The organism is Azonexus sp. R2A61 (assembly GCF_021401135.1).
GTDB lineage: Bacteria > Pseudomonadota > Gammaproteobacteria > Burkholderiales > Rhodocyclaceae > Azonexus.
The window spans coordinates 87684-112837 of sequence record NZ_JACBFO010000004.1; the positions used below are offsets into that span (position 1 = coordinate 87684).

The 25154-nt window shown below is 65.2% G+C and carries 28 protein-coding genes and 1 other RNA gene; 19 read left to right on the forward strand and 10 right to left on the reverse strand.

Going from position 1 to position 25154, the window contains the following annotated elements:
- Positions 1-7: 7 nt before the first annotated feature.
- From L0962_RS13785 to L0962_RS13805, 5 genes are read right to left on the reverse strand one after another with little or no spacing between them, the layout of a single operon-like run.
- Positions 8-391 carry a DUF6394 family protein gene (locus L0962_RS13785; protein ID WP_234087029.1) on the reverse strand — a complete coding sequence of 128 codons (384 nt, stop codon included), beginning with the start codon at positions 389-391 and terminating at the stop codon, positions 8-10.
- Positions 392-422: 31 nt separating this feature from the next.
- Entirely contained in the window at positions 423-1088 is a 666-nt protein-coding gene (locus L0962_RS13790) for a BON domain-containing protein (RefSeq protein ID WP_234087030.1), read from the reverse strand.
- The gene (locus tag L0962_RS13795) at positions 1088-1678 is read right to left on the reverse strand and encodes a phosphoheptose isomerase (protein ID WP_234087031.1); all 591 of its coding nucleotides are present in this window, start codon (positions 1676-1678) and stop codon (positions 1088-1090) included. The genes L0962_RS13790 and L0962_RS13795 overlap by 1 nt, the downstream gene beginning before the upstream one ends.
- A gap of 40 nt (positions 1679-1718) precedes the next feature.
- Positions 1719-2096 carry an HIRAN domain-containing protein gene (locus L0962_RS13800; RefSeq protein WP_234087032.1) on the reverse strand — a complete coding sequence of 126 codons (378 nt, stop codon included), beginning with the start codon at positions 2094-2096 and terminating at the stop codon, positions 1719-1721.
- Positions 2074-2409 (reverse strand): YraN family protein, encoded by a 336-nt coding sequence (locus tag L0962_RS13805; RefSeq protein WP_234087033.1) that lies wholly within the window; start codon positions 2407-2409, stop codon positions 2074-2076. Before L0962_RS13805 ends, L0962_RS13800 begins: the two co-directional genes overlap by 23 nt.
- Before the next feature lie 51 nt (positions 2410-2460).
- On the opposite strand from L0962_RS13805, the gene rsmI reads away from it, so the two are divergent.
- From rsmI to L0962_RS13825, 4 genes are read left to right on the forward strand one after another with little or no spacing between them, the layout of a single operon-like run.
- The gene (rsmI, locus tag L0962_RS13810) at positions 2461-3294 is read left to right on the forward strand and encodes a 16S rRNA (cytidine(1402)-2'-O)-methyltransferase (protein ID WP_234087034.1); all 834 of its coding nucleotides are present in this window, start codon (positions 2461-2463) and stop codon (positions 3292-3294) included.
- Positions 3295-3338: 44 nt separating this feature from the next.
- On the forward strand, positions 3339-4373 hold the full coding sequence (gene pyrC / locus L0962_RS13815) for a dihydroorotase (RefSeq protein ID WP_234087035.1): 1035 nt from the start codon (positions 3339-3341) through the stop codon (positions 4371-4373).
- An 11-nt stretch (positions 4374-4384) separates the two neighbouring features.
- Positions 4385-4825 (forward strand): hypothetical protein, encoded by a 441-nt coding sequence (locus tag L0962_RS13820; protein ID WP_234087036.1) that lies wholly within the window; start codon positions 4385-4387, stop codon positions 4823-4825.
- Positions 4822-5598 carry a DUF3025 domain-containing protein gene (locus L0962_RS13825; RefSeq protein ID WP_234087037.1) on the forward strand — a complete coding sequence of 259 codons (777 nt, stop codon included), beginning with the start codon at positions 4822-4824 and terminating at the stop codon, positions 5596-5598. The genes L0962_RS13820 and L0962_RS13825 overlap by 4 nt, the downstream gene beginning before the upstream one ends.
- Here L0962_RS13825 and L0962_RS13830 read toward each other — a convergent pair.
- A complete protein-coding gene (locus L0962_RS13830) occupies positions 5579-6805 on the reverse strand; it encodes an MFS transporter (protein WP_234087038.1) in 1227 nt (408 codons plus the stop codon). The genes L0962_RS13825 and L0962_RS13830 overlap by 20 nt on opposite strands.
- Before the next feature lie 108 nt (positions 6806-6913).
- On the opposite strand from L0962_RS13830, the gene L0962_RS13835 reads away from it, so the two are divergent.
- Positions 6914-7840, forward strand: a complete 927-nt coding sequence (locus tag L0962_RS13835; RefSeq protein WP_234087039.1) for a LysR family transcriptional regulator — start codon at positions 6914-6916, stop codon at positions 7838-7840.
- A gap of 6 nt (positions 7841-7846) precedes the next feature.
- Here L0962_RS13835 and leuA read toward each other — a convergent pair whose 3' ends face one another.
- Complete coding sequence (gene leuA / locus L0962_RS13840; RefSeq protein WP_234087040.1) at positions 7847-9532, reverse strand: 2-isopropylmalate synthase; 1686 nt, start codon at positions 9530-9532, stop codon at positions 7847-7849.
- 133 nt (positions 9533-9665) lie between these two features.
- Between leuA and L0962_RS13845 the strand changes: the two genes are divergently transcribed.
- Positions 9666-10127 (forward strand): Lrp/AsnC family transcriptional regulator, encoded by a 462-nt coding sequence (locus L0962_RS13845; protein ID WP_234087041.1) that lies wholly within the window; start codon positions 9666-9668, stop codon positions 10125-10127.
- Positions 10128-10130: 3 nt separating this feature from the next.
- Here L0962_RS13845 and L0962_RS13850 read toward each other — a convergent pair whose 3' ends face one another.
- Entirely contained in the window at positions 10131-10628 is a 498-nt protein-coding gene (locus L0962_RS13850) for an ankyrin repeat domain-containing protein (protein ID WP_234087042.1), read from the reverse strand.
- A gap of 117 nt (positions 10629-10745) precedes the next feature.
- Between L0962_RS13850 and rnpB the strand changes: the two genes are divergently transcribed.
- Both rnpB and L0962_RS13860 read left to right on the forward strand, forming a co-directional pair.
- An RNA gene (gene rnpB / locus L0962_RS13855) (RNase P RNA component class A) lies at positions 10746-11124 on the forward strand.
- A 63-nt stretch (positions 11125-11187) separates the two neighbouring features.
- Complete coding sequence (locus L0962_RS13860; protein WP_234087043.1) at positions 11188-12309, forward strand: methyltransferase; 1122 nt, start codon at positions 11188-11190, stop codon at positions 12307-12309.
- 79 nt (positions 12310-12388) lie between these two features.
- On the opposite strand, the gene ahpF is transcribed toward L0962_RS13860, so the two are convergent.
- Entirely contained in the window at positions 12389-13951 is a 1563-nt protein-coding gene (ahpF, locus tag L0962_RS13865) for an alkyl hydroperoxide reductase subunit F (RefSeq protein ID WP_234087044.1), read from the reverse strand.
- 105 nt (positions 13952-14056) lie between these two features.
- Positions 14057-14620: an alkyl hydroperoxide reductase subunit C gene (ahpC, locus tag L0962_RS13870; RefSeq protein WP_234087045.1), complete on the reverse strand. Its 564-nt coding sequence runs from the start codon at positions 14618-14620 to the stop codon at positions 14057-14059.
- Positions 14621-14902: 282 nt separating this feature from the next.
- Between ahpC and L0962_RS13875 the strand changes: the two genes are divergently transcribed.
- The 11 genes from L0962_RS13875 to mraY all read left to right on the forward strand — a co-directional run bounded on the left by L0962_RS13875 (position 14903) and on the right by mraY (position 25154).
- Entirely contained in the window at positions 14903-15202 is a 300-nt protein-coding gene (locus L0962_RS13875; protein ID WP_234087046.1) for an HU family DNA-binding protein, read from the forward strand.
- 57 nt (positions 15203-15259) lie between these two features.
- Entirely contained in the window at positions 15260-15607 is a 348-nt protein-coding gene (locus L0962_RS13880; protein WP_234087047.1) for a hypothetical protein, read from the forward strand.
- Between the two features lie 18 nt (positions 15608-15625).
- Positions 15626-16789, forward strand: coding sequence for a UbiH/UbiF family hydroxylase (locus tag L0962_RS13885; RefSeq protein WP_234087048.1), 1164 nt, complete (start codon positions 15626-15628; stop codon positions 16787-16789).
- Between the two features lie 9 nt (positions 16790-16798).
- The gene (locus L0962_RS13890; RefSeq protein WP_234087049.1) at positions 16799-17503 is read left to right on the forward strand and encodes a DsbC family protein; all 705 of its coding nucleotides are present in this window, start codon (positions 16799-16801) and stop codon (positions 17501-17503) included.
- A 328-nt stretch (positions 17504-17831) separates the two neighbouring features.
- Entirely contained in the window at positions 17832-18278 is a 447-nt protein-coding gene (gene mraZ, locus L0962_RS13895) for a division/cell wall cluster transcriptional repressor MraZ (RefSeq protein WP_234087050.1), read from the forward strand.
- A complete protein-coding gene (gene rsmH, locus L0962_RS13900; protein WP_234087051.1) occupies positions 18275-19201 on the forward strand; it encodes a 16S rRNA (cytosine(1402)-N(4))-methyltransferase RsmH in 927 nt (308 codons plus the stop codon). The genes mraZ and rsmH overlap by 4 nt, the downstream gene beginning before the upstream one ends.
- Positions 19201-19464, forward strand: coding sequence for a cell division protein FtsL (ftsL, locus tag L0962_RS13905; protein WP_234087052.1), 264 nt, complete (start codon positions 19201-19203; stop codon positions 19462-19464). Before rsmH ends, ftsL begins: the two co-directional genes overlap by 1 nt.
- Complete coding sequence (locus tag L0962_RS13910) at positions 19464-21215, forward strand: penicillin-binding protein 2 (protein ID WP_234087053.1); 1752 nt, start codon at positions 19464-19466, stop codon at positions 21213-21215. The genes ftsL and L0962_RS13910 overlap by 1 nt, the downstream gene beginning before the upstream one ends.
- Complete coding sequence (locus tag L0962_RS13915) at positions 21212-22678, forward strand: UDP-N-acetylmuramoyl-L-alanyl-D-glutamate--2,6-diaminopimelate ligase (RefSeq protein WP_234087054.1); 1467 nt, start codon at positions 21212-21214, stop codon at positions 22676-22678. The genes L0962_RS13910 and L0962_RS13915 overlap by 4 nt, the downstream gene beginning before the upstream one ends.
- Entirely contained in the window at positions 22678-24051 is a 1374-nt protein-coding gene (gene murF, locus L0962_RS13920; RefSeq protein ID WP_234087055.1) for a UDP-N-acetylmuramoyl-tripeptide--D-alanyl-D-alanine ligase, read from the forward strand. The genes L0962_RS13915 and murF overlap by 1 nt, the downstream gene beginning before the upstream one ends.
- The gene (mraY, locus tag L0962_RS13925) at positions 24051-25154 is read left to right on the forward strand and encodes a phospho-N-acetylmuramoyl-pentapeptide-transferase (RefSeq protein ID WP_234087056.1); all 1104 of its coding nucleotides are present in this window, start codon (positions 24051-24053) and stop codon (positions 25152-25154) included. The genes murF and mraY overlap by 1 nt, the downstream gene beginning before the upstream one ends.

The following is a 25154-nucleotide window of genomic DNA, read 5'->3' on the forward strand; positions in this document are numbered from 1 at the left end:
CTCCGCGTCAGCGGCGCAGCATCACGGTTTCGACGATGAGCAGGACGACCGACACGATGTTGGCGAACAGCGCGCCGCCGGACAGCGAGACGACGCTCGAGGTGACCGACGCCGTCATGCCCTCGCCGGTGACATGGACGGCGATGGCCCAGATCACCGCCGCCGCCACCAGTTGCAGGTCGGCCACCAGGCTGGTCGCCAGATGGATGGCGCCGATCTGCGTGCGATCGCCGAACTTGAGGGCGGTGGCGATCAGGCTGACCACCAGCGCCGCGGCCAGTTCGTAGACGTGGTGCAGTTCGGGGCGGTCGATATCGCCGACGAAAAAGCCGAAGTTCAGCGTGGCGGCAAGGACGATGAAGAAACCGAAAACGACTTTTTCCAGGTTCATTTTTGCTCCCTGCCGCGGTCGACCGCGGAAATCAGCGTTTTTCGACCGGCACGACCGGCGCCGGCGCCGCCTGGCGCGAACCCAGCGCCTGTTCGTCGAGACGGCGGATTTCGTCGTCGGACAGGACTTCCATGACGTTGACCACCTTCAGCACGCCGGCCGTGGTGCGGGCGACGGCAATCGCCACCTTGGCCTCGCGGTCGCTGACGATGCCCATCAGGTGCGTGATGCCGCGTTCGGTGACGACCTTGATGTGATTGGCCGAAATCTGCTTCGAGTCGACCAGCCGCGCCTTGACCTTGGAATCGATGAAGGAGTCGTTGCTGCGCGAGGTCAGCGGCGTTGCCGGGCCGATGCCGAGTTCGTTGATCACTTCGCGCACACCTTCGATGCGTCCGGCTTCGGCCGCGATCGCCGCCTTGGCTTCCTCGTTCGGCACTTCGCCGGTCAGCAGCACGCGGCGGTTGTAGGCAGTGACGTTGACGTGCGACGGCTTCTTGTACTGCTCGGGAATGCGCGCGCCGACCTTCCATTCGGTGGTTTCGTCGTCGGTCTGGGTGCCGGTCGTCCGGCGATCGTGGGCGCTCAGCACACCGACCGCGGCACCGGTGGCGATGACGGCGGGCACGCAGCCCTGCAGTGCGGGCAGGGCGGTGCCCAGGGCGAGAATGGCAAGGGTCAGGCGGAATTTGTTCATCAGTCGGCTCCGAGTAGCAGTGCATCGATACCGTCGCACAGGCAATGCACGATCAGCAGGTGGGTTTCCTGGATGCGTGCCGTGCGGTCGGCGGGAACACAGAGATGGATGTCGGCGTCGCGCAAAAGTTCGCCGATCTGGCCACCGCCCCTGCCGGTCAGCGCGATGATCTGCATGTCGTGCTCGTGGGCGGCCTTGATCGCTTCGATGACGTTGCCGGAGTTGCCGGACGTCGAGATCGCCAGCAGCACATCGCCCGGATGGCCGAGCGCCCGCACCTGCTTGGAGAAAACGTGGGCGAAACCGTAGTCGTTGCCGACGGCGGTCAGGATCGAACTGTCGACGGTCAGTGCGATGGCCGCCAGTTCCTGGCGCTCGCGCTCGAAACGGCCGACCAGTTCGGCGGCGAAGTGCTGCGCGTCGCCGGCCGAGCCGCCGTTGCCGCAGGCGAGGATCTTGCCGCCGTTGAGCAGGCTTTGCGTCATTGTCTCGACCGCAGCGGCGATCGGGGCAGCCAGCGCGTCGATGGCTGCCAGCTTGGTCTGGGCGCTGTCTTCGAAATGCTTGGCAACGCGGGCGATCAAATCCATGAAGCTCTCTCTGTTCAGTCGTTTATCCGGCAATTCTACATCACAGCCCGGCATGGACCTCGACGACGACCCGCTGCCAGGGGTCGGGATGCGGCGTCAGGCGGGCGATGCGGCCGACCAGCCGCAGGCCGCGGTCGAGTGCCCGGGCGACCGCGGCATTTTCGGCGCGCGGCAGGTAACCGAGCGGATGCCCCTGCCAGCTGACGCGCACGGCCAGCGGGTCGTGCCGGTTGTCCGGCTCGCGGGTCAGCGTCAGGCGATCGCCGACGCGCAATTGCGCCCAGTGTTCGCCCAGCGCGTAGTACTGGCTGCCGGCCAGCGGCGAGCGCTGGATCAGCAGCCAGCCGCCCTGTGCCGACAGCGCCGGCGGCCAGCAGGTCAGCGCGGCCAGCAGGCTAGCGATCGCTGGAAAACGCATCGCGCAGCCAGTCCAGGTGCTCGCCGTCGATCAGCACGCAATCGAAGCGGCAGGCCTGGTCGCCACGCCAGGCCAGGTAATGGCGGGCGGCCAGCACGATGCGCCGGCGCTTGGTCGCGGTGATGCTGGCGGCGGCGCCGCCGAAATCCTGCCGCCGGCGCGAGCGGACTTCGACGAAGACCAGCGTCCGGCCGTCGCGCATGATCAGGTCGATCTCGCCGCCGCGTACGCGGAAATTGCGGTCGACCAGCCGTAGACCGCAATTTTCCAGATGCCGCAACGCCCGGGTTTCGGCTTCGCGGCCAAGGGCCACGGTGGTATCGTTGGTTTTTGCCTGCATTGCCGAAAAATGACAAATGAATTGATGGCGGCATTGTACGTGGTGCCGACCCCGCTGGGAAATCTCGCCGACCTGACCCGGCGCGCCGAGGCCGTGCTGCGTGCGGTACCGTGGGTGGCCGCCGAGGACACTCGCCACAGCGCGCCGCTGCTCAAACAGCTCGGCGCCGTGGGCCGGACCTTGCCCGCCCACCAGCACAACGAGCACGAGGCCGCCGCCCGCATCGTCGACAAGCTGCGCGCCGGCGAGGCCGTCGCGTTGATCTCCGATGCCGGTACGCCGGGCATTTCCGATCCCGGCGCGCGCATCGTCGCCGCCGTCCGTGCCGCCGGTTGCAAGGTCGTGCCGCTGCCCGGCGCCTGTGCGGCGACGACGGCGCTGTCGGCGGCCGGTCTGACCGACGAGCATTTCCTCTTTTACGGCTTCCTGCCGGCCAAGGCCGGGCAGCGCCGGCAGGCGCTCGAAGGCTTGCGCGACCAGCGCGCGGCGCTGGTTTTCTACGAAGCGCCGCACCGCGTGCTCGACAGCGTCGGCGACCTCGCCGAGGTACTCGGTGACCGCACGCTGGTCGTCGCCCGCGAGTTGACCAAGCTGTTCGAAAACATCGATTCGTTGCCGTTGACCGCAGCCGTCGACTGGTTCAAGGCCGACGCCAACCGCCAGCGCGGCGAGTTCGTGCTGATCGTTTCCGGCGCGCCGGAAACCGCCGACGACGGCGAGGGCGAACGCGTCCTCAAGCTGCTGCTGGCCGACGGCCTGCCGGTCAAGCAGGCGGCGAAGCTGGCGGCGGCGATTACCGGTGCGGCGAAGAACGCGCTGTACGACCGGGCGCTGGCGCTGAAAGCCGAACGGGACTGAGGCCGGCGGCTGATAAAATCCGTGAAAATCTTCCGAGAAACGCCATGCAAGAACTGACCCTCACTCGCCCCGACGACTGGCACCTTCACCTGCGCGACGGCGAAGCTCTGGCCGCCGTGCTGCCGCATACCGCCCGCCAGTTCGGCCGGGCCATCGTCATGCCCAACCTCAAGCCGCCGGTGACGACGGTCGAGCTGGCCGCCGCCTACCGCGACCGCATCCTGGCCGCGCTGCCGGCCGGCATGGCTTTCGAGCCGCTGATGACGCTCTACCTGACCGACAACATGCAGCCGGCCGAGATCACTCGGGCCGCGGCGTCCGGCTTCGTCAAGGCGGTCAAACTCTACCCGGCCGGCGCGACGACCAATTCCGATGCCGGCCTGACCGACATCCGCAAGGCCGATGCGACGCTCGCCGAAATGGAACGCGTCGGCCTGCCACTGCTGGTGCACGGCGAAGTCACCGATCCTGCGGTCGACCTGTTCGATCGTGAAAAAGTCTTCATCGATACCGTGCTGCTGCCGCTGACGCAGCGCTTCCCGAAGCTGAAGGTGGTGATGGAGCACATCACCACCCAGGACGCCGCCGAGTTCGTGGCGTCGTCCGCCGCCAACGTCGCGGCGACGATCACCGCCCACCACCTGCTCTACAACCGCAACGCCATTTTCCAGGGCGGCGTGCGCCCGCACTGGTACTGCCTGCCGGTCCTGAAGCGCGAGACGCACCGCGAGGCGCTGGTCGCGGCGGCGATTTCCGGCAACCCGAAATTCTTCCTCGGCACCGATTCGGCACCGCACGCCAGGGGCGCCAAGGAAGCCGCCTGCGGTTGTGCCGGCTGCTACACGGCCTATGCGGCAATCGAGCTGTATGCCGAAGCCTTCGAGCAGGCGGGGGCGCTCGACAAGCTGGAGGGTTTTGCCAGCTTCCACGGTCCGGACTGGTACGGTCTACCGCGCAATGCCGACAAAATCACGCTGCTCAGGGAGACATGGACGGTGCCGGCGAGCTATCCTTATCTCTCGACCGACGACATCGTGCCGCTGCGTGCGGGCGAGTCGCTTTCCTGGAAAATGCGCTGAGGAGTTCCGCCATGCGTTGGCGTGCCGCCTGCCTTGCCCTGTTGGCCCTTCCCCTGCTGAGCGCCTGCGTCAACGACGGCGCGACCTACGAAATCGACGGCACGCGCGAACACGTGCTGTCGCTGATCCGCGAACAGCCCTATTTCTGGGACAAGAAGGTCGAACTGTCGCTGGTCGTCTCGCGCATGCCGGCCTGCATGCGCCGACACAGTCTGGGCTACGGCACCGAGAACACGCGTGTCGAGATTTATCAGGTGCCGTCCGGCGCTTTCATCATCAAGGTCGGCAAGCGCATGTACGCCACCGAAACCCAGACCTGCGTGGCCTGGGCGCGGCTGGACAGCGAGCCGGAAGACGGCCTCGGCCAGTTGCGCGGCACCTTCCGCGTCAAGGGCGGCCAGCTGCTGTTCGTCAAGGAAGACACTCAGGAAGCGGCCGGCGAGGCCGAGTGAGCGGCGAGCGTTTCGCCAATCCGCTGTTCGATCCGCTGCGCGGCTGGCTGGATCGCCTGCCCGATGCACCGGCGGCGGCCGGCCTGCTGAATCTGTGCGACAGCCATCCGCGGACGGTCGGCGACGGTCGCCCTTTGCGTTTCGTGCCGCCGCAGGCCGACGGCCTGAGCTACGAATGCCGGGTCTGGCAGCAGGGTGAAGTCGAAACCCGTCCCGGCCATTGGCACGACTATTTCAACGCGCTGGTCTGGCTGGCTTTCCCCGCCACCAAGCAGGCGATCACCGCGGCGCACGTGGCGGCGATGCAGCCGGCCGGCGCCCGCCGCGGGGCGAGGCGCGACGGGCTGACGCATTTCGACGAGTGCGGCATCGCCGTGCTCTCGTCGTCTCCCGAACTGCTCGATCTGTTGCGCCATTTTGCCTGGCGCGAGCTGTTCGTCGAACGCCGGGCGGCGGTACGCGCCGCCATGCGTTTCGTCGTCTTCGGCCATGCCACCTACGAATCGCTGCTCGCGCCCTTCCGCGGCCTGACCGCCAAAGGCGTACTGCTCGAGATCGATGCGGCAACGCTGGCGCTCGAGCGCGATGCACTCAATGCTGCGGTCGACCGTCGTCTGGCGGGATTTTTCGCCGCGTCCACGCCGGCCCCGCGCGACCTGCAGCCGGTACCGTTGCTCGGCATTCCCGGCGTCGTGCCGGACAGCGAGGACCCGGCCTACTACGACGATGTCTGGCAGTTCCGGCCCGGCCGTCTCAGGCCGTCGCCGGCCTGACGACCGGCGCTTCGCGGATCGGCAGGTTGACCAGCGCGGCCGCAACGGCGAGCGCCATGTCGGCGTACCACATCCACGAAAAATCGCCGAAACGGACGATGCTCAGTCCGCCCAGCCAGGCGCCGAGGAAACCGCCGATCTGATGCGACAGCAGCGTCAACCCGAACAGTGTCGCCAGATAGCGGATGCCGAACAGCTTGCCGACGATGGCGGCGGTCGGCGGGACGGTCGCCAGCCAGGTGAAGCCGAGGCCGGCGGCGAACAGGTAGTAGGTCAGTTCGGTGCGCGGTGCGGCCAGATAGAGCGCGATCAGCACGGCGCGCGAGGCATACATGGCGGCCAGCACGTACTTGCTGCGGTAACGGTTCACGCAGGCGCCGGCATAAAGGCTGCCGAAAATGTTGGCCAGGCCGATGATCGCCAGCGACCAGCTGGCGACCGACGGCGGCAGACCGCACAGGTTCACTTCGCCCGGCAGGTGGGTGACCAGGAAGGCAATGTGGAAACCGCAGGTGAAGAAGCCGGCGTGCAGCAGTAGATAACTGCGATCGCCCATCGCCGTGCGTACCGCCGGCCAGAGTCCCCGGTCGTCGGCATCGCGGCTGGCGGTTTTTGCCTTTTCCGGGGTGTCGACCGCACTCGTCAGCCGGCCGATCAGCGGCAGCGCGGCCAGCGTCGCCAGCGCCATCGCCCACAGAGCACCCATCCAGCCGACCCCCTGAATCAGCTTCTGCAGGATCGGGGCGAAGACGAACTGGCCGAAGGAACCGCCGGCGTTGATCACGCCGGAAGCCGCGCCGCGTGCTTCGAGCGGCAGGCGCTGCGCGGCGGCGCCGATCAGCACCGAGAAACTGCCGGCGCCGGCGCCGATCGCCGACATCAGGCCAAGCGTGACGATCAGCCCGAAGCCGGAACTGACGAAGGGCGTCGCCGCACTGCCCAGGGCGAGCAGCACGATGCCCCAGCGCAGCACGGCACGCGGTCCGTAACGGTCGGCAAAGGCGCCGGCCACCGGCTGGATCGCTCCCCAGGTGAACTGGCCGATGGCCAGCGCAAAGCTGATCGTCGCGATGCTCAGGCCGGTGTCCTGGCCGATCGGTGCGATGAACAGGCCGAGCGACTGGCGGGCGCCCATCGTGACCAGCAGGATGCCGGCGGCGGCGAGCGTGACGCCGAGGACGCCGGGGCGATTGAGACTGCGGAACATGGTGGTTTCTCGTTGAAGGTTGGTCGTTGCTGCGGTGCACACTATAAATGCGTCGATTATTGGCAAATAGCCGATAATCGGCGCTTCAGTGTCAACGGATCATTGACGATGACGTGGCTGGCAAGCTGGGACAGTTTCATTAAGGTGGCGGAAAGCGGCAGCATGGCCGCCGCGGCGCGTCGGCTGGACTGCAGTCGGGCGCAGATCAGCAAGCAGATCGGTGAACTGGAAAAGGCCTTCGGCGTCCGGCTGTTCGAGCGATCGACGCGCCGCCAGCGCCTGACGCCGTCCGGCGAGATTTTCCTGCAACACGCCCGGCGGGCGCTGGCTGCCGTCGACGAAACGACGGTGGCGATGCGCAACACCGGCGAGATGCCGAGCGGCGTGCTGCGCGTCAGCGCCTCGATCACCTTCGGCCGGATCTTCATTGCGCCCTTGCTGCCGCGCATTGTCGAGGCCTACCCCGAATTGCGCTGCGAACTGGTGTTGACCGATCAACTGGTCGATCTGGCGGCCGACGACATCGACCTGGCGCTGCGCCTGACCCGGCAGCCGCCGCAGGATGCGGTGGCGCGCAAGCTGGTGCAGTTGCGGCGGGTGGTCTGCGCAACGCCGGCTTACCTGGCGCAGCACGGCGAGCCGAAAACGCCGCAGGACCTGATGGCGCATCGCTGCATGGACGTCCCCGGCCCGGACCGGGCTGGCCTCTGGCAGTTCGTCGATCGCAGCGGCGAGGAAATCACCGTGCCGGTCAGTTGCCCCTTCCGCTTCAACCATGTCGAATGCGTGCTCGACGCGGTACTGGCCGGCCAGGGCATGGCCGTGCTGCCGACCTATCTGGTGGCCGGGATGCTGGCTGACGGCAGGTTGCGCAGCCTGCTCGATGCCTATGAGCCGCTTACTGGCCTCGGTCGTTATCTGTATGCCTGCTACACGCCGAGTCGGGCGCGAGTACCCAAGGTCGGCGCCTTCATTGCCGAGCTGGAACGGCTGTTCAGCCCGTTACCGCCCTGGGAGCGGGTGGCAGCGGGCTGATGCCGGTCAGGCCGCGCGGTCGAGCCGGGCGGCGGCACCCAGGCGGTTGACGCCGCTGATCAAGGCCTTGAGCGAAGCACTGACGATGTTGGCATCGATGCCGACGCCGTAGCGTTCGCCGCCGTTGCCGGCGTTCATTTCGATGAAAGCGACGGCGCGGGCGTTGCCATCGTCGCCCATCGGGACCATCGAGCGTTCCTCGTAGCTGCGGACCTGGAAGGCGAAGCCGGCACCCTGCAAGGCATGCACGGCGGCATTGATCGGCCCGTTGCCTTCGCCGGAGAGGACGTGCGGCACGCCGTCGATCTCCACGGCGAGACGGATGCCCTGGGCGTCACCGTGCTCGAAGAGATGATGTTCGCGATAGCGGAGGCCGGCGGTCGAGGTGAGGAATTCCCCGGAAAAGAGTTCCCAGATGTCGGTCGCGCCGAGTTCGCCGCCGTGGGCATCGGTGTGGCGCTGGACGACGCCGGAGAATTCGACCTGGAGACGGCGCGGCATGACCACGCCGTATTCGGTCTCCATCAAATAGGCGATGCCGCCCTTGCCCGACTGGCTGTTGACGCGGATCACCGAGTCGTAGGAACGGCCGACGTCGGCCGGGTCGACCGGGAGATAGGGCACTGCCCACGGCTCATCCGCCTTTTGAGCGGCAAACCCCTTCTTGATGGCGTCCTGGTGGGAGCCGGAGAAGGCCGTGAAAACGAGATCCCCGACGTACGGGTGGCGCGGATGGATCGGGAGCTGGGTACAGTGTTCGTAGGTGCGGGCGACGGCGTTGATGTCCGAGAAGTCGAGCTGCGGATCGACGCCCTGGGTGTGCATGTTGAGGGCGAGGGTGACAAGGTCGACGTTGCCGGTGCGTTCGCCGTTGCCGAAGAGGCAGCCCTCGACGCGCTCGGCGCCGGCCATCAAGGCGAGTTCGGCGGCGGCGACGGCGGTGCCGCGGTCGTTGTGCGGGTGGAGGCTGATGATCACGCTGTCGCGGCGCGCGAGGTGGCGGTGCATCCACTCGATCTGGTCGGCGTAGATGTTCGGCGTGGCGATCTCGACCGTGGTCGGCAAGTTGAGGATGACCTTGTTGTCCGGCGTCGCGCCCCAGGCGGCGGTGACGGCGTCGCAGACTTCCTTGGCGAAATCGAGTTCGGTGGCGGTGAACAACTCCGGGCTGTATTCGAGCGTGATCTTCGTTTCCGGCATCTCGGCGGCGAGCGTTTTGATCAAGGTGACGGCGTCGACCGCCATCTTCACCACTTCGGCCTTGCTCATGCCGAAGACGAAGTCGCGGAAGCTCGGGCAGGTCGCGTTGTAGACATGGACGATGGCCTGTCTGGCGCCCTTGAGCGATTCGAAGGTGCGGCGGATGAGGTGCTCGCGCGCCTGGGTCAACACTTCGATGGTGACATCGTCGGGAATGTGCTTTTCCTCGATCAAGCGGCGGACGAAACCGAATTCGGTTTCCGAGGCCGACGGGAAGGCGACCTCGATCTGCTTGAAGCCGATCTGGCAGAGCGTCTGGAACATCTGCATCTTCTTGTCGGCGTTCATCGGCTCGAACAAGGCCTGGTTGCCGTCGCGCAAGTCGGTGCTCATCCAGATCGGCGCCTGGGTGATGACGCGGTTCGGCCATTGGCGGTCGGTGAGCCCGACAGGCGGGAAGGCGGTGTATTTGCGGGCGATCTGTTGCGGCATGGCGGCACTCCGGAAAACGTTTTGCGATGGCGAAATATTAGGCCGTATCGCCCGGCAGGTGCTTGCGTTGTTTGCTTGAAATCCGGTTGAGTTTGGCAGAATATTTCTCAATTGTTTGCATTGGAGAAATATTTTGGAAATCGATCGCTATGACCGGGAAATTCTCGCCATCCTGCAGTCGGATGGGCGCGTCAGCAACCAGGATCTTGCCGACCGTATCGGCCTGTCGCCTTCGCCCTGTCTGCGGCGCGTGCGGGCGCTGGAGGATGCCGGGCTGATCGCCGGTTACCGGGCGCATCTCGATGCGAAGAAGCTCGGTCTGAGCCTGATGGCGCTGATCGGCATTTCGATGGATCAGCACACGCCGGAGCGTTTCGCCAATCTGGAGCAGGCGATTTCCGACATTCCCGAGGTGCTCGAATGCCTGCTGATCACCGGCCAGCAATCGGATTACCAGTTGAAGGTCGTCGTCCGCGACATGGATGCCTACCAGGATCTGCTGCTCAACAAGATCACGCGCATCCCCGGCGTGACCGGTGTGCACACCAGTTTTGTGCTGCGCAAGGTGGTCGACCGCAGCAGCCTGCCGGTGTGAAGCTCAAGCGCCGCTGCCGGCCAGTCCGGGACGGGAGAACAGATGTTCCCATTGTTGCGACGACAGTCTGACTTCCTGTACCGAGGTGCTGCGCCGCTGGCCGTCCTGCCGGCGTTCGCGCAGACCGTGCGGGGGCCCGTTGTCGGCGCCGCGCCGTTCGCCGCGCAGACGGCGCTCGTGCGTGTGGAACTGCGGCAGGTGCAGGTCGGCGGGAATGTCGGCGCCGGTGCCGAGCAGCAGTTCAACGACCGCCTGGTGCTTGCCGCGAACCGCCATGCGCAGCGGGGCGTCCGGGCCGTCGGCATTGGCTGCGTGCAGGTCGGCGCCGTAGCGCAGCAGTTCGCGGACGATGTCGGCGTGGCCGCGGAAGCTGGCCAGCCGCAGCGGCAGGCCGGGAATGCCGTGGATGTCGGCCTCCTCGACGTCGGCGCCGGCAGCCAGGGCGGCCTGGACGGCAATGAGATCCCCTTGTTCGATGGCAAGACGGAGTGCGCTGGGCATGATGGAAGAAGGTCGCGATGGCGAAAAACGGGATGGCGGATTCTAGCGTAATTCCGTTCGCATGGTGAGCCCCCGTGGCAAGCGCGAAGGTCGGGCGGGGTTTATAATCCGCCCCGGAAAGTCGGCCAGGCAATCGCTGGATACGCAAGTATCGGGAGGAAAGTCCGGGCTCCATTGGGCAGGATGCCAGCTAACGGCTGGGTGCTATAAGTCGCAAGACGAAGGCAACGGAAAGTGGAACAGAGAGTAGACCGCCAATCGGGGCAACCCGGTCGGTAAGGGTGAAACGGTGGGGTAAGAGCCCACCGCGTCGGCGGTAACGTTCGACGGCACGCTAAACCCCATCCGGAGCAAGACCAAATAGGGAAGCATCAGGCGTGGCCCGCGCTGCTTCCGGGTAGGTTGCTTGAGCCTGTCGGTGACGGCAGGCCTAGAGGAATGATTGCCGAACCTCGCGAGAGGGGAACAGAACCCGGCTTATCGGCCGGCTTTCCATGAATTCGTTGTGGCCTGCGGTCGACCGCAGGTCTGGCCTAATTTTCATCGTCACGGGGCGTTCATGGCATCGCTGCTCGAATGGTCGGAACAGGGCCGTCGCCGTCAGGCGCGCTGGCGATCCGAAGCCGGTCTGCCGGCGCCGGCTGCGGTCGACGTCGTCGACGAGGCGATTTCCGCCGATACGCTCTGGTCGCGTCTGCTTGCCGGCGAGTACCTGCTCTGGCGCGGCGACTGGCCGAACGTGCGGCGCCTGCTGCAGACGCTGACGCAGCGTGCCGAACGCCATTTCCGCGATGCGCCGGCGACGACTGCGGGCAACGCCTTTGCTGCGCACCGCGTGACGCAGGGGCGCCGTGCGGCGTTGCTGGCCCGCCTGCTGGTGCCGGTCGGTCCCGACTACAAGCTGCCGTTGCGTCGCGCTCAGGACGTGCGTCAGGCCTGCCGCGAAGCCTGGGGCAAGCCGGACGGCAGCAACAGCGTCGTCGCGCTGCGCGAACTGCTGGCGGTGATCAGTGCCCACGAATGGCGCAAGAAAGGGGTCCCGGTTCCCGCCGTCGGCGGCAGCATCCATCCCCATTACGGCGTTTTCTCGCCGGTCCGCGGTGAATACGTCGATCTGGTTGCCCGGGCGCCGTTGCCGCCGGGCTGCGATCAGGCTTTCGACATCGGCACGGGCTCCGGCGTGCTCGCGGCCGTGCTCGCCCGCCGCGGCCTGAATGTCGTCGCCACCGACATGGCGCCGCGGGCGCTGGCCTGCGCCACCGAAAACATCGAAAAACTCGGGTTGACCGCGCAAGTGCAGATTGTTGAAGCCGATCTGTTTCCGGCGGGCCGGGCGCCGCTGGTCGTCTGCAATCCGCCCTGGTTGCCGGGGCAGCCGACTTCGCCGGTCGAGTATGCGGTGTACGACCCCGATTCGCGCATGCTGCGCGGCTTCCTAGACGGTCTGACGACCCACCTGGCGCCGGGCGGCGAGGGCTGGCTGATCCTCTCCGATCTGGCCGAGCATCTCGGTCTGCGTTCGCGCGACGAACTGGCGCAATGGATTGCCGCCGCCGGCCTGCGCGTCGTCGGTCGGCTCGACACCCGGCCGGTGCACGGCAAGGCGAACGACCGCAACGATCCGCTGCATGCGGCGCGGGCCGCCGAGATCACCTCGCTGTGGCGGCTGGCGGCGGCCTGATCCGGCGAACTTTTCGGGACGACCCAAAGAAAAACGGCCGACCTTGCGGTCGACCGTAGGATTTGGCAAAAAACCGGGATCAGGCCGGTGCGGACGTCCGGATCAGATGATCGAAAGCGCTGAGCGAGGCGGTGGCGCCGGCGCCCATGGCGATGATGATCTGCTTGTACGGCACCGTCGTGCAGTCGCCGGCGGCGAACACGCCGGGCACATTGGTCTGGCCCCTGGCGTCGATCTCGATTTCGCCGAAGCGGCTCAGGGCTACCGTGCCCTTGAGCCAGTCGGTCGCCGGCAGCAGGCCGATCTGCACGAAGATGCCTTCGAGCTCGACGTGCCGGCTCTCGCCGCTGGTCCGGTCGGTGTAGGTCAGGCCGTTCACCTTCTGGCCGTCGCCGGTCACTTCGGTGGTCTGCGCCGACTTGATCACCGTCACGTTCGGCAGGCTGGTCAGCTTCTTCTGCAGCACCGCGTCGGCGCGCAGCGTGTCGCCGAATTCGAGCAGCGTCACGTGGGCGACGATGCCGGCCAGGTCGATCGCCGCTTCGACGCCGGAGTTGCCGCCGCCGATCACCGCCACCCGCTTGCCCTTGAACAGCGGGCCGTCGCAGTGCGGGCAGAAACAGACGCCCTTGGCCTTGTATTCCTTCTCGCCCGGCACGCCCATCTCGCGCCAGCGGGCGCCGGTAGCGACGATCACCGACTTCGACTTGAGCGATGCGCCGCTGTCCAGCTGCACCTCGATCAGCCCGCCCGGCTCGGCCGCCGGCACCAGCTTCGCCGCGCGCTGCAGGTTCATGATGTCGACGTCGTAGGCCTTGACGTGTTCTTCCAGCGCCATCGCCAGCTTCGGCCCTTCGGTTTCCTTGACCGAGATGAAGTTCTCGATGCCCAGCGTGTCCATCACCTGGCCGCCGAAACGCTCGGCGACGACACCGGTGCGGATGCCCTTGCGCGCGGCATAGACGGCCGCCGCCGCGCCGGCCGGCCCGCCGCCGACGACCAGCACGTCGAACGCCTCCTTGCCGGCGATTTGCTCGGCCGCCCGCGCCGCGGCGCCGGTATCGACCTTGGCGAGGATTTCCTCGATCGTCATCCGGCCCTGGTCGAACTCGGCATCGTTCAGGTAGACCGTCGGCACGGCCATGATCTGGCGCTGCTCGACTTCGGCCTGGAACAGCGCGCCGTCGATCATCGTGCTGGTCACGTTCGGGTTGAGCACGGCGATCAGGTTCAGCGCCTGCACGACGTCCGGGCAGTTGTGGCAGGACAGCGAGATGAAGGTCTCGAATTTGAGCGGGCCCGGCAGGCCCTTGATCTGCTCGATCACCGCCGCATCGACCTTGGGCGGATGGCCGCCGGTCTGCAGCAGGGCGAGTACCAGCGAAGTGAATTCGTGACCCATCGGCAGGCCGGCGAAGCGGATGCGGGCGGCTTCGCCCGGCACCGCGATGCCGAAGGACGGCACCCGGGCGTCGGCTTCCTCGCGCAGGCTGACCTTGGCCGAGCAAGCGACGATATCGTCGAGCAGCGCCCGCATTTCCTGCGACCCGGCATCGTCGCCCAGCGCTGCCACCAGTTCGATCGGGCGTTGCAGACGTTCGAGGTAGGCCTTCAACTGACCCTTGATGGCGTCGTCGAGCATGTTGTTCTCCCTGTTTGTTCTGGATTTCACTGGAATGCTGCGGTCGACCGCAGCATTGCGCTGAAATCCCCGCCGCGGCGAGGCGGCGGGATTTTTTGCCCAGTCTTAGATCTTGCCGACCAGGTCCAGCGACGGTGCCAGGGTCTTGGCGCCTTCCTTCCACTTGGCCGGGCACACTTCGTTCGGGTGGGCGGCGGTGTATTGGGCGGCCTTCAGCTTGCGCAGCGTTTCGGAAACGTCACGGGCGATTTCGTTGGAATGGATTTCCACGGTCTTGATGATGCCGTCCGGATTGATCACGAAGGTGCCGCGCAGGGCCAGGCCTTCTTCCGGGATATGCACGCCGAAGGCGTTGGTCAGCTGGTGCGTCGGATCGCCGATCAGCGGGAACTTGGCCTTGCCGACGGCCGGCGAGGTTTCGTGCCAGACCTTGTGCGAGAAGTGGGTGTCGGTGGTGACGATGTACACTTCGGTGCCAGCCTTTTGGAATTCGGCGTAGTTCTCGGCGGCGTCTTCGATTTCGGTCGGGCAATTGAAGGTGAACGCGGCCGGCATGAAAATCAGGACGGACCACTTGCCCTTCAGGTCGGCTTCGGTGACTTCGATGAACTTGCCATTGTGGAAGGCGTTGACCTTGAACGGCTGGACCGGGGTGTTGATGAGGGACATTGATATCTCCTGGAACGGGTTGAGAAATACGACAGGACGAATCTTAGGATCGGGTCGGTCATTGATCCAATTGATTGCTTCTATATGGTACATAGCCGAGCGCTATTTTTGCCAATGACGCTGGCTTTCCGGCGGCGATGCCTGATTACAAAAAAACACGTGAAACCGCGCTATAAGGCCGTTGCCGGGCAACACTTATCGAAAAAGGTGTGCTACTTTTACCTCGCTGCCGTTCCAACGGCCAGTTTTCTTAACTCAATCAAGGTAACAGGAGGCACTTAGATGAATAAATCCGAGCTGGTCGAAGTTGCTGCACAAGAAGCTGGTATCACCAAGGCTGCCGCAGACAAGGCTCTGTCGGCCATCATCGGCGCTGTGGTCAAGACCGTCGCCAAGGGCGAATCGGTGACCCTCGTTGGTTTCGGCACTTTCAAGTCCGCCAAGCGCGCTGCGCGCACCGGCAAGAATCCGAAGACCGGTGCCACGCTGAAGATTCCGGCGACGACCGTGCCGAAATTCACCGCCGGTACGGCTTTCAAGGCTGCGGTCGCCGCCAAGAAAAGCGCTGCCAAGAAGAAGTAATCCAGGTTTCACCCAATGCGGGGTCCGCTCCTGGCGGGCTCCGCTTTTTACTTTGCAATGAACACTCCCAATACAGAAATCCAGACCGAAGAAGAGGTGCCGACTGCCGAAGCAGCCGCGCCTGCCGTCGATATCCGTCGCCGCCTGCGCGATCTGCTGTCCATCCCGGAACGCGATCGCAGCGATGAGCAGTGGGATGAAATCATCGAGCTGGAAATCCAGCTGGCACCGGGCAATCGTCTGACCGGCAACGAACCGGCCGGTGGCGGCATGCCGCGTCAGGGCCAGGGGCAGGGCAAGCCCGGTCTCGGTGCGCAGCAGAAGAAGCATCGTCCCCGGACCAAGAACAACCGTCGTCCCAGGCCGCAGAACGGCAAACCCAATCCGGGCGGTACCCAGGGCTGATCGACGGCCCGCGCTTTGATGCAGCATTACGATCTGATCATCGTCGGCGGCGGGCTGGCCGGTGCGGCATTGGCCGTTGCGTTGCGCGACAGCCGTTTGCGCATCGCGCTGGTCGAATCGTCGCCGCCGCGCCGTCCCGAAGGCTGGGATGCGCGCATTTATGCGCTCAGTCCGGCGAATCGCGCCTTTCTCGAGTCAATCGGCGTCTGGAAGCATCTGGACGCCAGTCGCATCGCGCCGATCCGTGCCATGCGGGTTTTCGGCGATGCCGGTGGCAAGCTGGATTTCTCGGCTTACGGCGCCGGCGTGCCGGAGTTGGGTTGCATCCTCGAATCTTCGCTGATGGCTTGCGAGCTGTGGGAAGGTCTGAAACGTCAGGGTAACCTCGACATGTTCGTGCCCCGGAAACCGGTGGCACTGGACTTTCGGGATGAGGTCGCGGTGCTCGATCTGGGCGAAGATTGCGTGTTGTCGGCGGCCCTGCTGGTCGGCGCCGACGGTCGCGATTCCTGGGTCCGGGAAGCGGCCGGGTTGACTGCGCTGAATCGCCATTACGGCGAGCAGGGGGTGGTTGCCAATTTCGCCTGCGCCAGGCCGCATAACGGCGTTGCCTGGCAGTGGTTCCGCGACGATGGCGTGCTGGCTTATCTGCCGTTGCCGGGGCAGGCGATTTCGATTGTCTGGTCGGCGCCCGATGCGCTTGCTGACGAACTTTGCGGACTGTCGCCCGAGGCCTTGTGCCGGCGTGTCGAGGCGGCTGGGGGGCATGCGCTGGGCGAACTCGAATTATTGACCTCGCCAGCGGCTTTTCCATTGCGCTTGATGCGCGTGCCGCAGATGGTTGCGCCTCGACTGGCCTTGGTCGGCGACGCCGGACACGGCATCCATCCGCTGTCGGGGCATGGGATCAACCTTGGTTTTCAGGACGCTGCCGAACTGGCCCGACGGCTGATGGCGGCAAAGCCGTGGGAAGATATCGGTCGCCTGCGCTTTCTCGAGGGCTACCAGCGCGCACGCCGTGAGGAAATTCGTCTGATGCAGACGACCACCGACCTGCTGCGTCGAACCTTTGCCGCCCGTCTGCCGGGGTTGCCGACCTTGCGCAATTTCGGCCTCGGGCTGACCGATCGCCTGCCGGTGGTGAAAAACGCATTGATCCGTTATGCCCTCGGGGCAATTTAGGAGAAGTTCATGAAATCCAGATTCCTGATCGGCCTGCTGTGTGGCCTCGTTGCCCTGCCGGTGTTCGCCAACGAGGCGGAAATCCAGAAAGCGATGCAGGCCAAGCTCGGCGCTCGTGTGGAGAGCGTGACCAAGGCCGGCTATCTGGGGCTGTACGAAGTCTATGTCGACGGACAGATCGTCTATGTCGATGAAAAGATGACAACGATGATCGTGGCTGGGCAGCTTTATGACCTCAAGGCCAATCGCAACATCACCGATGCGCGCATGCGCAAGCTGACGGCGATCAATTTCAGCGATCTGCCGCTCGATCAGGCGATCAAGGTCGTCCGCGGCGATGGCAAGCGCGTGCTGGCCACCTTCGAGGATCCCAATTGCGGCTATTGCAAGCGCCTGGCCAAGGATCTGCAGCGTCTCGACAACGTGACGATCTACACTTTCCTGTACCCGATCCTGTCCGAGGATTCCTTGAAGAAATCCCGTCAGATCTGGTGTTCGGCCGATCGCGTCAAGGCCTGGAACGACTGGATGGTCGATGGCAAGCAACCGGGCGGTCGGGACAATTGCGACACCAAGGCGGTCACCCGCAACCAGGAATTCGGCCGCAAGCTCAATATCACCGGTACGCCGACACTGATCTTCGCTGATGGTGAGCGTGTTCCCGGCGCGGTGCCGATCGCCACGATCGAGCAGAAGCTCGCGCAGCAGAAGTAAATCCGCTTCGCAACGGCGCTTCGGCGTCTGCGGCGTGACCCGGCATTCCCTTGGGCAGGGATGCCGGGTTTTTTTGTTGCGGTTTTCCACTTTTTCCCACGCGTGCGAATGCCATGCGGGTGTATGCATCGTTTTGATGCCACTCCTGATGTTTTACTTTAAGTTGCGTTTTTCACTTATTGATTATTAAGGGAAAAATTTCAAAAAAAATTCTGCGAAAAGCCTTCTAAGTCATTGTTGCGTAAGAAAAAATCCCGCATTTTTCTATTGACGGCATGCTGGGCATGCACTAAAGTGGGAAAACGTGTAGAAAAGTGGGTAAACGGGGATGTTCGAGGGGGCTGCGGCACTCAGTCTGGATGCGAAAGGGCGGCTTGCCATTCCGGCAAGGCATCGTGACGCCCTGCTCGTGGCCGGCGAAGGCTCCCTGGTTCTGACCGCGCACCCGCATCGCTGCCTGCTGCTTTACCCGGCGCCGGCCTGGCAGCCGATCCGCGACCAGATTCTGAAGGCGTCCAGCCTCGATCCGCGGGCCGCGGCAATCAAGCGTGTGATGGTCGGTAACGCCCGCACCGAGGCGCCGGATTCTGCCGGTCGTCTGCTGATTGCCCCGGAGTTGCGTACCTACGCCCAGTTTGAAAAGACCGTTTATATGGTCGGCATGGGCTCCCATTTCGAAATCTGGAGCGAGGCGGGCTGGCAGCAGCAGAACGACCTTGCGGCGGAAGCCCTGGTGGGCGATCTGCCGGCCGGTCTCGGGGACCTTGTCCTGTGACCACTGGCGGCGCCCACGTCACGGTGCTGCTGGAAGAAGCGGTGGAATCCCTGGCAATCAAGCATGACGGTGTTTACGTCGACGCGACATTCGGGCGTGGCGGGCACAGCCGCTGCATCCTGTCGCGGCTCGGCGAAAAAGGCCGTTTGCTGGCAGTCGACCGCGATCCGCAGGCGATTTTGGCGGGGGCGGCAATCAACGATCCGCGCTTTCGTCTGGTTCATCGCGCGTTTGGCGAGTTGGCCGTGGCGGCGGATGAAGGTGGTGTGGCGCAGGTGGATGGGGTGTTGTTCGACATCGGGGTGTCGTCGCCGCAGATCGACGACGGGGAGCGCGGTTTCAGCTTTCGCTATGACGCGCCGCTCGACATGCGGATGGATACGACGCAGGGCGAGACGGCGGCCGAGTGGCTGGCGCGGGCCGAATTGAGGGAAATTACGGAGGTCATCAGAAATTATGGCGAAGAACGGTTTGCTTTCCAGATTGCAAAGAAGGTTGTGGCTGCTCGGGGCGAACAACCAATTGTCACAACAGCTCAGTTCGCGGCCCTCGTACGCGAGGCCGTGCGCACCCGTGAGCCAGGGCAGGACCCGGCGACGCGCAGCTTTCAAGCTCTACGGATTCATATCAATCAAGAGCTCCGCCAGCTGGAGGTAGCCCTGCCGCAAGCCGTCGAGCTGCTGGCACCGGGCGGACGGCTGGTGGTGATTTCCTTCCACTCGCTGGAAGACCGCATCGTCAAAAACTTCATGCGCACCCGGTCGACCGCAGATGTCATGCCGAAAGGCCTGCCGCTGCGTGCCGATCAATTGCCCAGGCCGCAATTGAGGCTGGTCGGCAAGGCGCTGCGCCCGTCGGCGGCAGAGGTGGCTGCCAACCCGCGGGCGCGCAGTGCCGTGATGCGTGTTGCGGAGAAGTTGTGATGTTCCGCCTCAATCTCGTCCTCCTGCTGATCGTGGTGATGTGTGCACTGGGTACGGTGACCGCGCAGCATCGCGCACGCAAGCTGTTCCAGGCGCTTGAAAGCGAGCAGGAGCGGGTGCGCCAGCTGGATGTCGAATACGGCCAGTTGCAGATCGAAATGTCGACCTGGGCGACGCATCCGCGCATCGAGAAGATTGCCCGTGAGCGCCTGCGCATGGCCTTGCCGGCGGCGGCCCGGCTGGCCGAGGCGGGAGGCCGCTGATGGTCGTCCGCCGCCGTCCGCAGCGCGGACACCGCTATACCGAAAGCCCGGTCCTGCAGTTGGCGCTGCAAGGCTGGCGTTCGCGCATGGTCGGGCTGTTGTTGATGGGGGCCTTCCTGCTGCTCTTGTCGCGGGCTTTCTATCTGCAGGTGATCAACAATGATTTCCTGCAGGAAAAAGGCGATTCCCGTTATTTGCGCGACATCGAGATTTCGGCCTCGCGCGGCAAGGTGACCGACCGCAACGGCGAAATGCTGGCGGTGTCGACGCCGATGAAGTCGATCTGGGCGATCCCCGCCGACGCGCGGACGATGAACGTCGAGCAGAAGCGCCAGCTGGCCGACATGGTCGACCTGAAGCCGCGCGAGCTGGATGGCCGTCTGGCCTCCGAAAAAAGCTTCGTGTTCATCAAGCGCCAGGTGCCGCCGCAAGTGGCTGATCGTATTGCCGGCCTGAAATTGCCGGGCGTGCATCAGGAAAAGGAGTACCGCCGCTACTATCCGGCCGGCGACATGACGGCCCATCTGGTCGGCTTTACCGGTGTGGATGACAAGGGGCTGGAGGGTGTCGAACTGGCCTTCCAACGCGAACTGCTGGGGCGCCCCGGTGCCCGCACGGTGATTCGCGATCGTCGCGGCAACATCGTCGAGGATGTCGGTGCGACGCGGCCGCCGCAGGATGGGCGGGATATCGTGCTGGCCATCGACTCCAAGATCCAGTATCTGGCCTACAGCAACCTGAAGAACGCGGTGATCGAAAACAAGGCCAAGGCCGGCGGCGCGATCGTCGTCGATACGCGCACTGGTGAAATTCTGGCGCTGGCCAACTGGCCGACCTACAACCCGAACAACCGTGACAAGCTGTCCGGCGAGCAGTTGCGCAATCGGGCCGTCACCGACACCTTCGAGCCGGGGTCGACGCTCAAGCCGTTTACGGTCGCGCTGGGTCTGGAGCGCGGCAAGGTTCGCTACGACTCGGTGATCGACTGCGCGCCCGGACGCATCACGATCGGCAAGGCGACGATCAACGATTCTCACCCGCACGGTGCGTTGACCGTGGCTCAAGTCATTCAGAAATCCTCGAACGTCGGCACGACCAAGATCGCCTTGATGCTGCCGCCGCGCGAAATGTGGGAAATGTTCGACGCGCTGGGCTTTGGCCGGTCGCCGCAACTGGGCTTCCCCGGCGAGGTCGGCGGTCGTCTGCGGCCGTGGAAGAGCTGGAAGCCGATCGAACAGGCCACGATGTCCTACGGTCACGGCATTTCGGTGAGCCTGATTCAGCTGGCCCGGGCCTATACCGCGCTGGCCCGCGGCGGCGACGTGATTCCGGTGTCGTTGCTGCGCGCCGATCAGCCGGTGGCGCATGGCACGCAGGTCTATTCGCCGCAGACCGCGCGGGAGATGCGCTCGATGCTGGAACTGGTCGTGCAGGCCGGCGGCACTGCACCGAAAGCCGCCGTGCCCGGCTATCGCATCGGCGGCAAGACCGGTACAGCGCACAAGCTGGAGGGCGGTACCTACGCCAACAAGTACGTCGCTTCCTTCGTCGGCGTCGCGCCGATGTCCGATCCGCGTCTGGTGGTCGCGGTGATGATCGACGAGCCGGGGGCCGGGCGTTACTACGGCGGCGACATCGCCGGGCCGGTGTTTTCGCAGGTCATGGCCGGTGCGCTGAGAACGCTGGGCGTCCCGCCGGATGCCTTGCCGATGCACGTGGCGGCGCTGCCGGAACAGGAGGGCAGGCTGTGAGCCCGCGCGAAATCCTCGATCATTTCTCGGCCCTCGGCATCGAACTCGCCGGCGTCGCCGACGATAGCCGTCAGGTCAGGCCGGGCGATCTGTTCCTGGCCTACCCGGGCGATCTGGCGGATGGGCGCCAATATATCGCCGATGCGCTGGCGCGGGGGGCGATGGCGGTCATCTGGCAACCGGGCGGCGATTTTGCCTGGAATCCGGCGTGGACCGTGGCCCAGTTGGCGGCCCCCGATCTGCGCGCGCTGGCCGGTCCGTTGGCCAACGTGGTTTATGGTCATCCGAGCGAAGGGCTGTCGCTGATTGCGATTACCGGCACCAACGGCAAGACCACGGTCAGTCAGTGCATCGCCCAGGCATATCCCAAGCCTTGTGCGGCGATCGGTACGCTGGGTGCCGGCTTTCCCGGCCGGTTGAAGGAAACCGGCTTCACGACGCCGGAAGCCACCGTGCTGATGCGCTATCTGGCCGAATTCCGCGCCGCGGAGGCTGCCGCTTGCGCCCTCGAAGCGTCTTCGATCGGCATCGAGGAAGGGCGCATGAACGGTGTCAGGGTCGACGTCGCCGTATTCACCAATTTCACCCGCGATCATCTCGATTATCACGGTTCGATGGAAGCTTACGCGGCGGCCAAGGAAAAACTGTTCCACTGGCCGCGCCTGCGCACGGCGGTGATCAATCTCGACGATCCATTCGGCGTGCACCTGCTGCGCGAAACCGAGGCCTTGCGAGTGCTGGGCTACGCAATCGGCGAGGCACGCCGCGATTTCCCCGCGCTGGTGCGCGCCGAAAAACTCGAGAGCACGCCTTTCGGCCAGCGTTTCGAACTGGTGCTGCCGAACGGGCGTGCCTGGGTCGATACCATGCTGGTCGGCCGCTACAACGTTTCCAACCTGCTGGCGACGGCGGCCGTGCTGCACGACATCGGCCTGATGCCGAGCGAAATCGCTCGCCGGCTGTCGGAATTGACGCCGCCGCCGGGGCGCATGGAGCGCCTGGGCGGTGTCGGCGAGCCGCTGGTCATGATCGATTACGCGCACACGCCGGATGCGCTGGAAAACGCCTTGCAGGCCCTGCGCCCGGTGGCCGAGGTGCGCGGTGGCCGGTTGCAGGTGCTGTTCGGTTGCGGTGGCGATCGCGACAAGGGCAAACGGCCGCAGATGGGCGAAGTGGCGGTGCGCCTGGCCGACCGGGTGCTGGTGACCAGCGATAACCCGCGCAGCGAATTGCCGCAGGCGATCATCGACGACATTCTGGCCGGTGCCGCCGGCGCCGAGGTCGAAATCGACCGTGCGGCGGCGATCCGCCAGCTGCTTGCCAGGGCGGACGCGGCCGATGTCCTGTTGCTGGCCGGCAAGGGGCATGAACCCTATCAGGAGATTGGCGGTGTGCGTCATCCGTTTTCCGACCTCGAACAGGCGAGTGCCGCCCTGCTTGCCCGCCATGCGGAGGCTGCCTGATGCGTGAATCCCTGAACTGGATCAATGCCGCTGTCGGCGGCCGCCTGATCGGCGCGGACTGCCCGATAGACGGGCTGTCTACCGATACGCGGGCGATCGTTGCTGGCGGCTTGTTCATCGCACTGCACGGCGAACGTTTCGATGCCCACGCCTTCCTCGATCAGGCCGTGGCCGGCGGCGCGGCAGCCTTGCTGGTCAGCGACGAAAGCCGCCTGCCGGCCGGCGTGCCGGCCATCGTCGTGGACGACACGCGACTGGCGCTCGGTCGGCTGGCCGCCGCCTGGCGCGCCCGGTTTGCGTTGCCGGTCATCGCGGTGACCGGTTCGAACGGCAAGACCACCACCAAGGAAATGATCGCTGCCGTGCTCAAGGCTGCCTACGGCGATGCGGTGCTGGCGACGCGCGGCAACCTGAACAACGACATCGGCCTGCCGCTGACCCTGCTCGGACTGGATGAAACGCACCGCGCGGCGGTGATCGAGATGGGCATGAACCATCCCGGCGAGATCGACTACCTGACGCGCATCGGTGCGCCGACCGTGGCGCTGGTCACCAACGCGCAGCGCGCCCACCTCGAAGGCATGGGCGATCTTGACGAAGTGGCGCGGGAAAAGGGCGCGATCTACCACGGCCTGTCGGCCGACGGCGTGGCGGTGATCAATGCCGATGACGCCTACGCCGGATTCTGGCGCGCACTGGTCGGCGAACGGCCGGTCCGCAGCTTCGGCATCGATCAGCCGGCCGATGTGCGCGGTCTCGTCCATCAGCACGGCCTGGAGATCAGGCTCGCCATCGCGGCGGCAGAGGGCGATTGCGAAATCGCCTTGCAGATTCCCGGCCGCCACAATGCGCGCAACGCCCTGGCGGCGGCCAGCGCCTGCCTGGCTGCCGGCATTCCGCTGGCAGCCGTGGCCGATGGCCTGAGTGCTTTCGCCGGCGTCAAGGGGCGCCTGCAGCGCCGGCCGGGCAAACGCGGCGCCGAAATTCTGGACGATACCTACAACGCCAATCCGGATTCGGTGCGCGCCGGCATCGACGTGCTCGCCTCGACCATCGGCCGCAAACTGCTGGTTCTCGGCGACATGGGCGAGATCGGCGAAGCCAGCGGCCAATATCACGACGAGATCGGCGGTTACGCCAAGAGTCAGGGCGTTGACCGCCTGTTCGCGCTCGGCGAATCGGTGAAGGCGGCGGTACGCAATTTCGGTGAGGGTGCCCTGCATTTCACCGGCGTCGAGGCGCTGATTGCTGCGGTCGACAAGGAACTTGGTGCGGAAACCACCGTGCTGGTGAAAGGTTCGCGCTTCATGAAAATGGAAAGAGTGGCCGACGCCCTGGTGGCGGATGCGCTCGTCGACGGAGGCAAGCACTGATGCTGCTCGAACTGGCGCAATGGCTCGCACAGGATGTGCGTTTCTTCAATGTCTTCAACTACATCACGCTGCGCACCGTGCTGGCGGCGATGACCGCGCTGCTCATTTCCTTCGCCGCCGGCCCGCGCGTGATCCGCTGGCTGGCGGCCAAGAAGATCGGCCAGGCGGTGCGTACCGACGGGCCGCAGACGCACCTGGTCAAATCGGGCACGCCGACCATGGGCGGCGTGCTGATCCTGATCGCGATCGGCATCACGACGCTGCTGTGGGGCGATTTGTCCAACAAATACGTGTGGACCGTGCTCGTCGTCACGCTCGGCTTCGGCATCATCGGCTGGTACGACGACTGGAAGAAGGTCGTCTATCGCGATCCGAACGGGCTGGCCAGCCGCTGGAAATTCTTCTGGCAGTCGGTGCTCGGCGCCGGCGCCGCACTGTTTTTGGCCTTCTCGGCGACGTCGACCGCACAAACCGAGCTGATCGTGCCCTTCTTCAAGAGCGTCGCCTATCCGCTGGGCATCATCGGTTTCATCGTGCTGACCTATTTCGTCATCGTCGGCACCAGCAACGCGGTGAACCTGACCGACGGCCTCGACGGCCTGGCGATCATGCCGACGGTGATGATCGCCTCGGCCTTCGCCATCTTTGCCTACGTCACCGGCAACGCGGTGTATGCCAAGTACCTGCTGATTCCCTATGTGCCGGGGGCCGGCGAGTTGTGCATCCTGCTCGGGGCGATTGCCGGCGCCGGGCTCGGCTTCCTGTGGTTCAACGCCTACCCGGCCGAAGTCTTCATGGGCGACGTCGGCGCGCTGGCGCTCGGTGCCGCGCTCGGCACGGTCGCCGTGATCGTCCGCCAGGAAATCGTGCTGCTGGTGATGGGCGGCGTGTTCGTCGTCGAGACCCTGTCGGTGATGCTGCAGGTGTCGTGGTTCAAATACACCAAGAAGAAATACGGCGAGGGTCGGCGCATCCTGCGCATGGCGCCGCTGCACCACCATTTCGAGCAGACCGGCTGGAAGGAAACGCAGGTCGTCGTCCGTTTCTGGATCATCACCATCATGTTGGTGCTGATCGGTTTGTCCTCTTTGAAACTGCGCTGA

Excerpts from the sequence above, each read along its gene's own strand:
- L0962_RS13885 (WP_234087048.1), top strand. The coding sequence starts at position 15,626 with ATGCAGCATTACGATCTGATCATCGTCGGCGGCGGGCTGGCCGGTGCG.
- L0962_RS13880 (WP_234087047.1), top strand. The coding sequence starts at position 15,260 with ATGAACACTCCCAATACAGAAATCCAGACCGAAGAAGAGGTGCCGACT.
- mraY (WP_234087056.1), top strand. The coding sequence starts at position 24,051 with ATGCTGCTCGAACTGGCGCAATGGCTCGCACAGGATGTGCGTTTCTTC.
- ahpC (WP_234087045.1), bottom strand. The coding sequence starts at position 14,620 with ATGTCCCTCATCAACACCCCGGTCCAGCCGTTCAAGGTCAACGCCTTC.
- rsmI (WP_234087034.1), top strand. The coding sequence starts at position 2,461 with ATGGCGGCATTGTACGTGGTGCCGACCCCGCTGGGAAATCTCGCCGAC.
- L0962_RS13795 (WP_234087031.1), bottom strand. The coding sequence starts at position 1,678 with ATGGATTTGATCGCCCGCGTTGCCAAGCATTTCGAAGACAGCGCCCAG.
- L0962_RS13910 (WP_234087053.1), top strand. The coding sequence starts at position 19,464 with ATGGTCGTCCGCCGCCGTCCGCAGCGCGGACACCGCTATACCGAAAGC.
- L0962_RS13820 (WP_234087036.1), top strand. The coding sequence starts at position 4,385 with ATGCGTTGGCGTGCCGCCTGCCTTGCCCTGTTGGCCCTTCCCCTGCTG.
- ahpF (WP_234087044.1), bottom strand. The coding sequence starts at position 13,951 with ATGCTCGACGACGCCATCAAGGGTCAGTTGAAGGCCTACCTCGAACGT.
- L0962_RS13785 (WP_234087029.1), bottom strand. The coding sequence starts at position 391 with ATGAACCTGGAAAAAGTCGTTTTCGGTTTCTTCATCGTCCTTGCCGCC.
- mraZ (WP_234087050.1), top strand. The coding sequence starts at position 17,832 with ATGTTCGAGGGGGCTGCGGCACTCAGTCTGGATGCGAAAGGGCGGCTT.
- leuA (WP_234087040.1), bottom strand. The coding sequence starts at position 9,532 with ATGCCGCAACAGATCGCCCGCAAATACACCGCCTTCCCGCCTGTCGGG.
- L0962_RS13800 (WP_234087032.1), bottom strand. The coding sequence starts at position 2,096 with ATGCGTTTTCCAGCGATCGCTAGCCTGCTGGCCGCGCTGACCTGCTGG.
- ftsL (WP_234087052.1), top strand. The coding sequence starts at position 19,201 with ATGTTCCGCCTCAATCTCGTCCTCCTGCTGATCGTGGTGATGTGTGCA.
- L0962_RS13830 (WP_234087038.1), bottom strand. The coding sequence starts at position 6,805 with ATGTTCCGCAGTCTCAATCGCCCCGGCGTCCTCGGCGTCACGCTCGCC.
- L0962_RS13890 (WP_234087049.1), top strand. The coding sequence starts at position 16,799 with ATGAAATCCAGATTCCTGATCGGCCTGCTGTGTGGCCTCGTTGCCCTG.
- murF (WP_234087055.1), top strand. The coding sequence starts at position 22,678 with ATGCGTGAATCCCTGAACTGGATCAATGCCGCTGTCGGCGGCCGCCTG.
- L0962_RS13850 (WP_234087042.1), bottom strand. The coding sequence starts at position 10,628 with ATGCCCAGCGCACTCCGTCTTGCCATCGAACAAGGGGATCTCATTGCC.
- pyrC (WP_234087035.1), top strand. The coding sequence starts at position 3,339 with ATGCAAGAACTGACCCTCACTCGCCCCGACGACTGGCACCTTCACCTG.
- L0962_RS13790 (WP_234087030.1), bottom strand. The coding sequence starts at position 1,088 with ATGAACAAATTCCGCCTGACCCTTGCCATTCTCGCCCTGGGCACCGCC.
- L0962_RS13875 (WP_234087046.1), top strand. The coding sequence starts at position 14,903 with ATGAATAAATCCGAGCTGGTCGAAGTTGCTGCACAAGAAGCTGGTATC.
- L0962_RS13835 (WP_234087039.1), top strand. The coding sequence starts at position 6,914 with ATGACGTGGCTGGCAAGCTGGGACAGTTTCATTAAGGTGGCGGAAAGC.
- L0962_RS13860 (WP_234087043.1), top strand. The coding sequence starts at position 11,188 with ATGGCATCGCTGCTCGAATGGTCGGAACAGGGCCGTCGCCGTCAGGCG.